The 12,771-nt window shown below is 62.5% G+C and carries 14 protein-coding genes; 2 read left to right on the top strand and 12 right to left on the bottom strand.

Annotated elements, in window-relative coordinates:
- Positions 1–35 precede the first annotated feature (35 nt).
- The 6 genes from IFU00_03640 to IFU00_03615 form a co-directional block, all read right to left on the bottom strand.
- A complete protein-coding gene (locus IFU00_03640; protein ID MBD8541372.1) occupies positions 36–965 on the bottom strand; it encodes a CysB family HTH-type transcriptional regulator in 930 nt (309 codons plus the stop codon).
- Positions 962–2,035 carry a sulfate ABC transporter ATP-binding protein gene (locus IFU00_03635; GenBank protein ID MBD8541371.1) on the bottom strand — a complete coding sequence of 358 codons (1,074 nt, stop codon included), beginning with the start codon at positions 2,033–2,035 and terminating at the stop codon, positions 962–964. The genes IFU00_03640 and IFU00_03635 overlap by 4 nt, the downstream gene beginning before the upstream one ends.
- A gap of 19 nt (positions 2,036–2,054) precedes the next feature.
- The gene (gene cysW, locus IFU00_03630; GenBank protein MBD8541370.1) at positions 2,055–2,960 is read right to left on the bottom strand and encodes a sulfate ABC transporter permease subunit CysW; all 906 of its coding nucleotides are present in this window, start codon (positions 2,958–2,960) and stop codon (positions 2,055–2,057) included.
- A complete protein-coding gene (gene cysT / locus IFU00_03625; protein MBD8541369.1) occupies positions 2,957–3,829 on the bottom strand; it encodes a sulfate ABC transporter permease subunit CysT in 873 nt (290 codons plus the stop codon). The genes cysW and cysT overlap by 4 nt, the downstream gene beginning before the upstream one ends.
- A gap of 212 nt (positions 3,830–4,041) precedes the next feature.
- A complete protein-coding gene (locus IFU00_03620) occupies positions 4,042–4,680 on the bottom strand; it encodes a peroxiredoxin (protein ID MBD8541368.1) in 639 nt (212 codons plus the stop codon).
- 67 nt (positions 4,681–4,747) lie between these two features.
- Positions 4,748–5,104 carry a diacylglycerol kinase gene (locus IFU00_03615; GenBank protein MBD8541367.1) on the bottom strand — a complete coding sequence of 119 codons (357 nt, stop codon included), beginning with the start codon at positions 5,102–5,104 and terminating at the stop codon, positions 4,748–4,750.
- Positions 5,105–5,279: 175 nt separating this feature from the next.
- Here IFU00_03615 and IFU00_03610 point away from each other — a divergent pair, with 175 nt between their 5' ends.
- A complete protein-coding gene (locus IFU00_03610) occupies positions 5,280–6,065 on the top strand; it encodes an IclR family transcriptional regulator (protein MBD8541366.1) in 786 nt (261 codons plus the stop codon).
- Positions 6,066–6,115: 50 nt separating this feature from the next.
- Here IFU00_03610 and pbpG read toward each other — a convergent pair whose 3' ends face one another.
- The 3 genes from pbpG to IFU00_03595 all read right to left on the bottom strand — a co-directional run bounded on the left by pbpG (position 6,116) and on the right by IFU00_03595 (position 9,067).
- Entirely contained in the window at positions 6,116–7,282 is a 1,167-nt protein-coding gene (gene pbpG / locus IFU00_03605) for a D-alanyl-D-alanine endopeptidase (GenBank protein MBD8541365.1), read from the bottom strand.
- Between the two features lie 166 nt (positions 7,283–7,448).
- On the bottom strand, positions 7,449–8,144 hold the full coding sequence (locus tag IFU00_03600) for a nitroreductase (GenBank protein MBD8541364.1): 696 nt from the start codon (positions 8,142–8,144) through the stop codon (positions 7,449–7,451).
- On the bottom strand, positions 8,141–9,067 hold the full coding sequence (locus IFU00_03595; GenBank protein MBD8541363.1) for a DMT family transporter: 927 nt from the start codon (positions 9,065–9,067) through the stop codon (positions 8,141–8,143). The genes IFU00_03600 and IFU00_03595 overlap by 4 nt, the downstream gene beginning before the upstream one ends.
- Before the next feature lie 323 nt (positions 9,068–9,390).
- On the opposite strand from IFU00_03595, the gene phaP reads away from it, so the two are divergent.
- Complete coding sequence (phaP, locus tag IFU00_03590) at positions 9,391–9,963, top strand: TIGR01841 family phasin (protein MBD8541362.1); 573 nt, start codon at positions 9,391–9,393, stop codon at positions 9,961–9,963.
- Positions 9,964–10,038: 75 nt separating this feature from the next.
- Here the strand turns inward: phaP and IFU00_03585 are convergent, their stop codons facing one another.
- From IFU00_03585 to IFU00_03575, 3 genes are read right to left on the bottom strand one after another with little or no spacing between them, the layout of a single operon-like run.
- Entirely contained in the window at positions 10,039–10,764 is a 726-nt protein-coding gene (locus tag IFU00_03585; GenBank protein MBD8541361.1) for an ABC transporter ATP-binding protein, read from the bottom strand.
- A 20-nt stretch (positions 10,765–10,784) separates the two neighbouring features.
- Positions 10,785–11,555: an ABC transporter ATP-binding protein gene (locus tag IFU00_03580; protein MBD8541360.1), complete on the bottom strand. Its 771-nt coding sequence runs from the start codon at positions 11,553–11,555 to the stop codon at positions 10,785–10,787.
- Positions 11,552–12,763: an ABC transporter ATP-binding protein gene (locus tag IFU00_03575; protein ID MBD8541359.1), complete on the bottom strand. Its 1,212-nt coding sequence runs from the start codon at positions 12,761–12,763 to the stop codon at positions 11,552–11,554. Before IFU00_03575 ends, IFU00_03580 begins: the two co-directional genes overlap by 4 nt.
- Positions 12,764–12,771: the final 8 nt, after the last annotated feature.

Genomic DNA, 12,771 nt, shown 5'->3' with positions numbered 1-12,771 from the left:
CCGGCGCGCCAGTGTGGCGTGCCGGCAGCACCACCCTATTCCGCAGTCGCAATCGCCTTTTCGATATCGGCCCGCGTATAGCCTTGCGCGAAGCGCTCGATGAAGTGAAACGCGTAAGAGCGCAGGTACGAGCCGCGCCGCACCGCCAGGCGCGTCACGTTCTGCGCGAACAGGTGCGATGCCTCGATCGCGCGCAGGCCCTTGTCGCGGCCATGGTCAAAGGCCATCGACGCCACGATTCCCACGCCCATCCCCAGAGACACGTACTGCTTGATCACGTCCGAATCCATCGCCGTGAGCACGATGTCCGGCGCCAGCCCGGCTTCAAGGAAGGCCGCATCGATATGGCTGCGGCCCGTAAAGCCCTGGTCGTACGTGATGAGCGGATGCTCGGCCAGGTCTTCCAGGCGCAGCGGCGAGCCGCTGGCAAAGATCGGATGGCCTTCCGGCGCCACGATCACGTGGCTCCAGCGGTAGCACGGGAACGACACCAGGTCGGGAAACGCCGACAGGCCTTCGGTCGCGATACCGATATCGGCCTTGCCTGAGGCGACCCATTCCGCGATGTGTTCCGGCGCGCTTTGCTGCAAGGCGATGCGCACATTGGGGAACGCGGCGCGAAACGATTGCACCACCTGCGGCAGCGCGTAACGAGCCTGCGTGTGAGTCACGGCCACCGTCAGCGTGCCGCTGTCCTGGCCGGCGAATTCGCGGCTGGCCTGCTGCAGGTTCTCGGCTTCGACCAGCAGCTTTTCGACGATGCGCAGGATGCCCTTGCCGGGCGGCGTCAGGCCTGTCAGGCGCTTGCCGTTGCGCTCGAAAATCACGACGCCCAGCTCATCTTCGAGTTCGCGGATCTGGCGCGACACGCCCGGTTGCGACGTGAACAGGGCATTGGCCACGTCGGTCAGGTTGAAGTCGCGCCGGGCCGCTTCGCGCACCGAGCGCAGCTGCTGGAAGTTCATGCGGCGCTTCCGTGATCGACGAACACTTCGATCCGGCGCGGGCGCACCACCAGCGTGTCGCCCTCTTTCAGGCCAAGGCTGGCGAAGCGTTCGTTCGGCAGCACCGCTTCGATCATCTGGCCATTGTCGGCGCGCTCCAGATCGAGCTGGGCCAGCGGTCCGATCGCATGTGCGCGGCGCAGCTTGGCCACGACGCCTGCGGCGCCCGGGGTGTAGCGCTCGACATCCAGATCGTGCGGGCGCACGTAACCGATGCCGGCGCCGTCGCGCACATCGATGTGCTGCGGCGCCTGGAAGTTGACGTCGCCGCTGGCCAGCACGCCTTCGTGGATGCGGCCGTGGAACAGGTTGACGTTGCCCAGGAAGCCGTAGACGAACGGCGACGCCGGATGGTTATAGACCTGGTCGGGGCTGCCCAATTGCTCGACGCGGCCCTTGTTCATCAGGACCACCTGGTCGGCCACTTCGAGCGCTTCTTCCTGATCGTGCGTGACGAAGATCGACGTCACGTGCAGGTCGTCGTGCAGGCGGCGCAGCCAGCGGCGCAGTTCCTTGCGCACCTTGGCGTCGAGCGCGCCGAACGGCTCGTCGAGCAGCAGCACGCGCGGCTCGACGGCCAGCGCGCGCGCCAGGGCGATGCGCTGCCGCTGGCCCCCCGACAGCTGCGGCGGATAGCGGTCGGCAATCCAGTCGAGCTGCACCAGTTCGAGCAGCTTTTTGACCTTGTCGCGGATCTGGTCTTCGCTCGGGCGCTCGCTGCGCGGTTTCACACGCAGGCCGAACGCGACGTTTTCGAACACGGTCATGTGCTTGAACAGCGCGTAGTGCTGGAACACGAAGCCGACCTGGCGCTCGCGCACGTGGCGGTGCGACGAATCCTGGCCATCGAGCAGCACGGTGCCCGAGTCCGGGTATTCCAGGCCCGCGATGATGCGCAGCAGCGTGGTCTTGCCGCAGCCCGACGGACCGAGCAAGGCGGTCAGTTCGCCGTCCGGGAACTGCAGCGACACGTCGTCGAGCGCCTTGAACTGGCCGAAATTTTTACGGATATGTTGGACTTCAATCGTCATGCGTGGCTCCGGCGTATATTCAGTGAGGGGCGTCCAGCGAGGCCGACTTGGCCTGGTGCAGACGCCATTCGATAAAGGACTTGATGGCCAGCGTCACCAGCGCGAGCAGCGCCAGCAGCGACGCCACAGCAAAAGCGGCCGTGAAGTTGTATTCGTTGTAGAGGATCTCGACGTGCAGCGGCATCGTGTTGGTCTCGCCGCGGATGTGGCCCGAGACCACCGAGACGGCGCCGAACTCGCCCATCGCACGGGCGTTACACAGAATCACGCCATACAGCAGGCCCCATTTGATGTTCGGCATCGTCACGCGCCAGAACGTCGACCAGCCCGACGCCCCCAGCACCAGCGCCGCTTCTTCTTCTTCGGTGCCCTGCTGCTGCATCAGCGGAATCAGCTCGCGCGCCACGAACGGGAACGTGATGAACACGGTGGCCAGCACGATGCCCGGCACCGCGAACAGGATCTTGATGTCGTGCTCGGCCAGCCACGGACCGAACCAGCCCGACGCGCCAAACAGCAGCACGTACATCAGGCCCGCGATCACGGGCGAGATCGAGAACGGCAGGTCGATCAGCGTGAGCAGGATGCTCTTGCCACGGAACTCGAACTTGGTGATCGCCCAGGCGGCGGCCACGCCGAACACGAGGTTCAGTGGCACCGAGATCACGGCGGCGATCAGCGTGAGCTTGATGGCCGAGATCGCATCCGGATCGATGACCGACTCGACATACACTTCCCAGCCCTTCTTGAGCGCTTCGGTAAACACCGCCGCGAGCGGGATGAACAGGAACAGCGTGAGAAACACCAGCGCAATGGCAATCAGCACATAGCTGACCCAGCGCGGCTCGAGCACGCTCGTGTCGAGGCGCTTGCCCCGGGCCGCCGGTGGGCGTGGCGGCGTGGCTTTATCCAGAACGGCGCTCATGATTTGCCTGCCCGTTTGCGTGTCCAGGCCTGCAGCAGATTGATCGTCAGCAGCAGGATGAACGAAAACACCAGCATCACGACGGCAATCGCGGTGGCACCGGCGTAATCGTACTGTTCGAGTTTGGAGATGATGAGCAGCGGCGTGATCTCGGACACCATCGGCAGGTTGCCGGCGATGAAGATGACCGAGCCGTATTCGCCGGTGGCGCGCGCAAAGGCCAGCGCAAAGCCGGTCAGCAGCGCCGGCACGATCGTTGGCAGCACCACGCGGGTAAACGTCTGCAGCGGCGGCGCGCCCAGGCTGGCAGCGGCTTCTTCGAGCTCGCGTTCGGCTTCTTCAAGCACCGGCTGCACCGTGCGCACGACGAATGGCAGACCGATGAAGGTCAGCGCGACCACGACGCCCAGCGGCGTGAACGCAACCTTGATGCCCCATGTGGCCAGGTACTGGCCGATCCAGCCATTCTGCGCATACAGGGCAGTCAGCGTGATGCCGGCCACGGCGGTGGGCAGCGCGAACGGCAAATCGACCAGCGCATCGATGAAGCGCTTGCCGGGAAATTTATAACGCACCAGAACCCAGGCGACGATGCCGCCGAACACGACGTTCAGGGCGGCTGCGATCAGCGACGCGCCAAAGCTGAGGCGATAGGACGCCATGACGCGATCGGACGTGACGGTGGCCCAGAACTCGGCCCAGGTCATGCTGAAGGTATTGAGGAACACCGCCGACAGCGGGATGAGAACGATCAGCGCCAGGTAAAACAGCGTAAAGCCGAGCGAAATGCCAAAGCCGGGAATGACCCGGCCCGGTGCTTTCGACGACTTCGACGCTGCCGTGCTGCCTGGCATGGCAAGCGATGTCATGCGAGTCCTTATTACAAATTCTTCTATCGGACGCTTATATTCTCACGTGAACTTTATAACGCAAACGAAGCAATCCTTATTTGTATAGACACGAAACGCTATGTAGACGTGCAGCGCTTGCATGGCGATATGCGTAAAAATTCGTAGGTACAATAAAAAAACGGTGGTCAGGCAATTGCCCAATCCACCGTTCTGGCACCGCAAAGAGATGCTTACTTGTTCGGCTGCGGCGTCATGCGCAGATACGGACGCGGCGCTTCAAAGCCCTTTGGATACTTTTGCTTGATCACGTCAGGATCGGTCACGGTCAGCGGAATGATGACGTCGTCGCCATCTTTCCAGTTGCCCGGCGTGGCGACCGTGTAGCCGTCGGTCAGTTGCAGGGCGTCGATCACGCGCAGCACTTCGTCGAAGTTGCGGCCGGTGCTCATCGGGTAGGTGATGGTCAGGCGCACTTTCTTGTTCGGATCGATGATGAACAGCGAACGCACGGTGGCAGTGGCCGACTGTTCCGGGTGGATCATGTCGTACAGCGTCGAGACCGAGCGGTCGGCATCGGCGATGATCGGGAAGCCCACCACAGTTTGCTGGGTTTCTTCGATGTCGCGGATCCAGTCGCGATGCTGTTCGGCCGCGTCGACCGACAGCGCGATCGCCTTGACATTGCGCTTGTCGAATTCAGGCTTGAGCTTGGCGGTCAGGCCCAGTTCGGTGGTGCAGACCGGCGTGAAGTCGGCCGGGTGCGAAAACAGCACGACCCACGAGTCGCCTGCCCATTCGTGGAAACGGATCTTGCCAATGCTGGAGTCTTGTTCGAAATCGGGGGCGGTATCGCCGAGGCGTAAGGTCATGGTCATCTCCTGTGATTGATCAAACTTGTTCGGAGCGCCATCCGGCACGGACGGCGCGTTGCATGGTCTACATGAAGCGATTGTAGAGGACGACGGCCCAGGTCGCGAACGCCAGCAGCAGCGTCAGTGCGACGGCAGCGCTGCCGATATCCTTGGCCGCTTTCGACAATGGATGGCGCTCGAGCGAAATACGGTCGACGACCGCTTCGATTGCTGAATTGATCAGCTCGACGATCAGCACCACGATCAGCACGCCGATCATGGCCAGACGCTGGAAGCCCGAGACCGGCAACAGCAGTGCGATCACGCTGGCCACGACGATCAGCACCACCTCTTGCCGGAACGCCGCTTCGCTGCGCCAGGCCCAGCGCAGGCCGTCCCAGGTGTTGCGGCACGCCGCGCCAATACGCTCGAGGCCGCGCAAGGTCTTGAATTCGCTGATCGGGTTGTCCATCGTTGTCCAGTGAGGATGCAGGAACACCATTATGCCGCCTCCCGATCAGCATGTGGCATGCAGGCCCACAATGCAAGGGCGGGTTTGCGCGAGCGTTTCACATCATGGTATAAAGAATGGGCCTACTGCACCGCACAACCATCATATGAAAATGGAAACGCCCCAACCCGCCAAGACCTCGATCCAGGTGATCGAACGCATGACCTTACTTCTGGACGCCCTGGCCACCTATTCCGACCCGGTCAGCCTCAAGGAGCTGGCGCGCGTATCGGGTCTGCACCCGTCCACGGCGCACCGGATCCTCAACGATATGGTGGTCACGCGCTTCGTCGACCGTGTCGAGCCAGGCACCTACCGGCTCGGCATGCGCCTGCTGGAACTGGGCAATGTGGTCAAGAGCCGGCTGTCGGTGCGCGAAGCGGCGCTCGACGCCATGCGCGCCCTGCACCGCAAGACGCAGCAGACGGTCAATCTGTCGGTGCGTCAGGGTGACGAAATCGTGTACATCGACCGGGCGTTCTCGGAGCGTTCCGGGATGCAGGTCGTGCGCGCCATTGGCGGGCGCGGTCCGCTGCACCTGACCTCCACCGGCAAGCTGTTTTTGTCCGTGGACGATGTGAAAGCCACACGCGCCTACGCGACCCGCACGGGCCTCTCGGGCCACACGCGCAATTCGATCACCGAGCTGGCGCGGCTGGAGCGCGAGCTGAGCCTGGTGCGCTCGCGCGGCTATGCGCGCGATAATGAAGAGCTTGAACTGGGTGTGCGCTGCATGGCGGCAGGCATCCATGATGACAGCGGCAAGCTGGTGGCGGGTTTGTCGATTTCGGCGCCGGCCGACCGCCTGCAGGAAGACTGGCTCGATGATCTGGTGCAGACGGCGGCGCGCATTTCGGCGACGCTCGGCTATCGGCCGATGCCGACGGTGTAAAACACGAGAGCAGACACAACAAGGGCAGGCGCGCGGCCTGCCCTTGTTGTTTAGCGCGCCAGGCCTGGCGCGCTGGCGGTAATGGTCGATGGCCGGATCGCATCGACATCCATGCGGTCGGGCAGCGACTCGATCAGGCGGCGAATCCGGCCGGCGTCGGCCGTACGCGACATCTTGCCCTTCGAATCCAGGAACACCATCACCACATTGCGGCCATGGATCATGGCCTGCATCACCAGGCAGCGCCCTGCTTCGTTGATGAAGCCGGTCTTCTGCAGGCCGATATTCCAGTCAGGCAGCGATACCAGATAGTTGGTATTGCGATAGTGCATCGTGCGGCCGCTGGCTTGCACGGTGGAGTTGGGCGTGGTCGAGAATTCGCGCAGTACCGGGTCGCCATGTGCCGCCATGACGAGCTTGGCCAGGTCGCGCCCGCTCGAGACGTTGCGGCTCGACAGGCCGCTGGAGTCGACGTAATGGGTATCGCGCATGCCCAGCTGGCGTGCCTTGGCGTTCATCGCGCCGACGAAGGCGCTGATGCCGCCCGGATAGTTGCGGCCCAGCGCCGACGCGGCGCGGTTCTCGGAACTCATCAGGGCAATATGGAGCAATTCGCGGCGCGTCATGCTGGCGCCGACCGGCAGGCGTGAGCTGCTGAACTTGTGGCGATCGACGTCGTCATCGGTCACGCGCAATACTTCGTCGAGGTCTTGCTTGGAGTCCATCACGACCATGCCCGTCATCAGCTTGGTCAGCGACGCGATCGGCAGTGCGACATTGGCGTTTTTCTCGAACAGCACTTCGGCGCTGTTCTGATCGACCACGTAAGCCACATTCGAGCGCAGCGCCAGCGGATCGACGGTGTTGTCGAGACCAGCCATGTCGCCGACGGTTTTGGCGGCAACGCCAACTGCAACCGCAGCGGCAGCAGTGCGCACCGGCTGGTAAGTAACAACGCGCTTGCCGCGCACTGTCTTGACGCGGCGGATCATGCGCGGACGGTCGCCTGCGGCGGCGAGTTCCTGACGTTTGGCTTTTTTGGTGCGTGTGGCCGTGGTTTTGCGCACGACCTTGCGTTTGACTTTTTTCTTGGCGGCAGACGATTTCTTCGCCTGCTCGGTGGCGCCCGCACCCGCGCCTGCGCCAGCACCGGCGGCCTGGACTGGGGAAAAGGCAAATAAAGCGGCAACCACAGCAGCCACAGCAAGTTTGAACATGATGAAGCCCCTGACCCGAACAGATGAGATACGTAGTGAAGTGTAGCGGAACGACGTCCGATCGCAAGCAAAATTCACATTCCGTGCGGCAATAAGCGACTTAATACAACAAGAAGCTGTTAACCATTTTCCTTTTGATATCAACAGGATATTGACGGTATTTACATTACTCCATGAAGCGGGCGAAGCCGTGGATCGGTTCGCGCTCGGTCATCAGAGTATTCTCGATGCGCGTTGGATCGGCCCAGCCCAGCGCCATGCCGCACACCACCATCTCGCTGGCCGGCAGATCAAGTTCGGCGCTGATGATCCGATGATACTGCGTGAACGCCGCTTGCGGGCAGGTGTCGAGGCCCCGCGCGCGCGCTGCCACCATGATGTTCTGTAAAAACATGCCGTAGTCGAGCCACGAACCCTGCGCCATGATGCGGTCGATCGTGAAGATCAACCCCACCGGCGCATCGAAGAACGCGTAGTTGCGGGCATGCTGGGCCGCCATGCCGGCTTTGTTGTCGCGGCCCAGGCCAAGCAAGCTGTAGAGATCCCAGCCGACCTTGCGCCGGCGGTCGATATACGGCGACGTCCATTCGCGCGGGTAGTAGGCGTATTCCTCGGTGTGCCCGCGCGCTTGTTCGGGATCGGCATTGACCGCCAGGATCGCATTCGACAGCCGCGTACGCGCCGCGCCAGTGAGCACATACACCTTCCACGGCTGCGTATTGGTGCCGGACGGCGCCCGCGCGGCAACGTCGAGGATGCGCGCGATCTCGTCGCGTTCCACCGGCTTGTCGAGAAAAGCGCGGATCGAGCGGCGCGACGTGATGGCGGCATCGACCGCTTCCTGGCTGGGACTGCTGATCATTGAGGGTTCCTTGGTTTCTTGACGACAAACGCGACGCCGGTCACGGCAACGACCATCCCGACTAGCCCGAGCAGACTGAACGATTCGCCGAACAGCAGCCAGGCCATGATGGCGGTGGTGGGCGGGGTCAGGTACATCAGGCTCGTCACTTCCGTGGCCTGGCTGCGCCGGATCAGGGTAAACAACAGGAAGATGGCGCCGATCGACAGCGCCAGCACCGACCACACCAGCGCCAGGATAAAGTCGGCACTCCAGGTGATGCGGCTGAACCCGGGATCAAGGTCTTCCAGCCAGATGGCCAGTGGAATCAGCACAAGCACCGTGGCGCTGAACTGGATCGCGGTGCCGGTACGCAGATCGAACTGTGGGCAGAAACGGCGCTGATACAGCGTGCCGGTCGTGATGCACAGCAGCGCAAACAGGCACAGGGCCAGCGCGACCGGCGACATGCCGGCAACGCCCAGCTTGGCATACACGACGAGGGCCACACCGGACAGGCCCAACAGCAAGCCCAGCCACTGCAGGCGCCGCACGCGCTCGCCGATCAGCGGCGCGGCTGCAGCGGTCAGGATGGGCTGCATGCCGACGATCAGCGCCGTGAGGCCAGCCGGCATACCCAGGTCGATGGCTGCCCAGACGCCGCCCAGGTACCCCGCCTGTAACAGCAAGCCAGCCAGTGCGACGTGCATTACCTGGCCGCGCGGCCAGGGTGCACGCCAGATCAGCACGATCGGCAGCAGCACGGCCAGCACGCCCAGGCAGCGCACGATCAGGAAGGTCAGCGGCGGCGCATAGGGCAGGCCGAATTTGGCGACGATGAAGCCGGTGCTCCACAACAGGACAAAAAACAGTGGTACCGGCGACAGCCATGGAGCAGTCGGGACGGGAGCGGTAACCGGCGGCAGAATGGCAGGCTGTGACATGAGCGCAGTAATGTCCCGAAAGAAATGACAGAGTTAAGGTAAAGACAAGAACCGAGTCTAGCACACCGTTTTAGTGCAATTAAACAGCGAAAAAGAATGTTCGTTTGCGGTAGATCAATTGAGCTTTCTCATAGCAAATGCATTCTTGTCACTTCTGTACCACGGATTGTGCATCGCATCAAAATCGCTTGACGCCTCAAACGAAGTGGCACAAAATCTGCCCTGTTGCGGTGCACAAAAGAAGAGTTTCATCGCGTTTGCCGAAGAGCCTGCCCCACCCGAGCAATAGTCCATTCACGAAACGTAACATTTTGGAGAGACACATGTTTGCAATCCCTGAGCAGTTTTCGACCGCCACCAAGACCAGCCTGGAGTCGCAGTTCGCCCTGTTTTCGTCGCTGACGTCGAAGACGTTCGAAAGCATGGAAAAACTGGTCGCCCTGAACATCAGCACCGCACGCGCCAGCCTCGAAGAATCGTCGGCACTCACCAGCAAGCTGCTGAGCGCCAAGGATCCACAAGAATTCTTCTCGCTGGCCGCTACCCAGGCACAGCCAAACGCTGAAAAAGCCATGGCCTACAGCCGTCAGCTGGCGTCGATCGCCAGCGGCACCGGCGCTGAATTCTCGAAAGCAGCCGAAAGCCAGATCGTCGAAGCCAACCGCAAGGTGATTTCGCTGGTCGACGAAGTGAGCAAGAATGCACCGGCCGGTTCGGAGAACTTCGTCGCCGCCGTCAAGACCGCCATCAGCAACGCCAATGCCGGTTACGAGCAGTTCAGCAAGACCTCGAAGCAGGCTGTCGAAGCCATCGAAACCAATGTGAACGCAGCCGTGTCGCAATTCTCGGCCACCGCTGCCAAAGCCACCAACGCCGCAACGGCTGCTGCTGCGTAATACTGCAGCATCACTGACCGGTAAAAAAATGGCCGGGGCGCGCAAGCGTCCCGGCCATTTTTACGTGCGCGTACTTTATTCGCCCAGATACGCCGCCTGCACGCGCGGATCGGTCAGCATGTCGCGCGCATTGCCAGTCATGGTGACCTCGCCCGACTCCATCACATAGCCGCGGTGCGCGGCCTGCAGCGCCAGCTTGGCATTCTGCTCGACCAGCAGGATCGTGATGCCCTGCTGCGATACATCGCGGATCACCTCGAAAATCTTTTCGACCATGATCGGCGACAGGCCCATCGACGGCTCGTCGAGCAACAGCAGCGTCGGATGGCACATCAGCGCGCGCGCCATTGCCAGCATCTGCTGCTCGCCGCCCGAAAGCGTCCCCGCCAACTGGGCCGCACGTTCCTTCAGGCGCGGGAACACGCTGTACCATTTTTCGATATCGGCGTCGATGCCGGCCTTGTCATTGCGCGTGTAGGCGCCCATCAACAGGTTTTCGTGAATCGACATGCGGGTGAACACGCCCCGCCCTTCCGGCACCATGGCCAGCTTTTGCTGGACCATGCGGAACGACTGCGTACCGCGCAGCGGCTGCCCCAGGTAGCTGATGTCGCCTTCGACCTTGCATGGCGGCAGCGTGCCGGTGATGGCCTTCAGGGTCGTGGTCTTGCCGGCGCCATTCGCGCCAATCAGTGTAACCAGTTCGCCGCGCGCCACTTGCAGATCGATCCCCTTGACCGCCTTGATGCCGCCATACGCCACCTTCAGACCCGATATTTGCAGGATCGTTTCACTCTTCATTGCGTCCATCGTTGCGTCCATCAGTGAGCACCTCCCAGATAGGCGTCGATCACCGCCTGGTTCTTCTGGATCTCGGCCGGCACACCTTCGGCGATCTGCTTGCCGTATTCGAGCACCGTGATACGGTCGCACAGACCCATCATCAGTTTGACGTCGTGCTCGATCAGCAGCACGGTCTTGCCCTGCGCCTTGATCTTGACGAGCAGTTCGCGCAGACCCAGTTTTTCGGTGGCGTTCATGCCGGCCGCCGGCTCGTCCAGCGCCAGCAATTGCGGATCCGTCGCCAGCGCGCGCGCAATTTCCAGGCGGCGCTGGTCGCCGTACGACAAAAATTTTGCCGTGCGGTTGGCGAACTGGCCAATGCCCACGAAATCGAGCAGTTCCTGGGCGCGCACACGGATAGCCCGTTCTTCTTCACGCGCCGCCTTGTGGCGCAGGATCGCACCAAGCACGCCCTGTTTGGTACGAACATGGCGGCCCACCATGACGTTTTCCAGCGCGCTCATTTCGCCGAACAGGCGGATGTTCTGGAACGTGCGCGCAATACCGGCCCTGGCCACGTCGTGCGGGGCCGACGGCGAATACGCCTTGCCGGCCAGCTCGAACGTGCCGCTGTCGGGCTGGTACAGGCCCGTGATCACATTGAAGAACGTGGTCTTTCCGGCCCCGTTGGGGCCGATCAGGCCGTAGATCTGGCCCTGCTTGATCCGGATGCCGACATCGGTCAGCGCCTGCAGGCCGCCGAAGCGCTTGTTGACGCCGGCAATATTGAGAATGACTTGTTCGCTCATGTGGTACTCGCTTCTTCGTCGTCACGCGCCAGCGCGGCGTTGGGCCGCTCTTCCTTGTTGGGCGACGGCCACAGGCCGGCCGGGCGCACCAGCATGATCAATACCAGCGCCAGGCCGTACAGCAACTGGCGCAGCACTTCGGCTTCGATGATCACCTTGCCGAACAGCGCCTGCTGGGCCGGGTCGACCACGTGGCGCAGCACTTCCGGCAGGGCCGCCAGCAACACGCCGCCCAGCACGACGCCCGGGATGTGGCCGATGCCGCCGAGCACCACCATGGCCAGCACGGCGATCGACTCGGTCAGCGAGAACGATTCCGGCGAAACAAAACCCTGGAACGCGCCGAACATCGCGCCGGCCACGCCGCCAAACGAGGCGCCCATCGCAAAGGCAAGCAGCTTGACGTTGCGGGTATTGATGCCCATCGCCTTGGCGGCGATCTCATCTTCGCGGATCGCCACCCAGGCGCGGCCCAGGCGCGAATGCTGCAGGCGACCGGTGATGAAGATCGACGCAATCACCAGCGCCAGGAACAGGAAGTAATACGCGTTCACGGACGGCATCGCGTAGCTGCCGATGTGCACGGTGGCGTTGGAGCCCGCCTCGCCCGCCAGCGACACCCCGAAGACGCGGATCGGGTCGATCATATTGATCCCCTGCGGCCCGTTGGTGAAGTTGATCGGGTCGTTCAGGTTGTTCATGAAGATCCGGATGATCTCGCCAAAGCCCAGCGTCACGATGGCGAGGTAGTCACCGCGCAATTTGAGCGTCGGAGCGCCCAGCAGCGCGCCGCACAGCGCGGCGGACAAGGCTGCCAGCGGCACGATCGCCCACAGCGACAGGTGGATGCCGTTCTGCTGGATCTCGGGGCCGAAGAACGCGACCAGTGCCTCGCCGATGGCGGGCGAGTAATAGATCACCGATTCCAGCAGCGCGGCGAACTGCGGCGACGAGAACAGGCCGACCAGGTAGGCGCCGACGGCGAAGAACGCGATATAGCCCAGGTCGAGCAGGCCGGCGAAGCCCACCACGATGTTCAGGCCAAGCGCGAGCATGATGTACAGCAGCGCGATGTCGATGATGCGCACCCACGAGTTACCGAATTGCGCGGCAAAGAACGGGAAGATCAGGAGCAGCACCAGCACGATCGCCATGCTAGTGTAGGCCTGGCGCGGCTTGTGCTGGGTGTCGAACGTCAGGAGTGCCATGGTGTGCT

This window comes from Oxalobacteraceae sp. CFBP 8761 (genome assembly GCA_014841595.1).
Taxonomy (GTDB): Bacteria; Pseudomonadota; Gammaproteobacteria; order Burkholderiales; family Burkholderiaceae_D; genus Telluria.
This window is presented reverse-complemented; position numbering and strand designations above follow the sequence as displayed.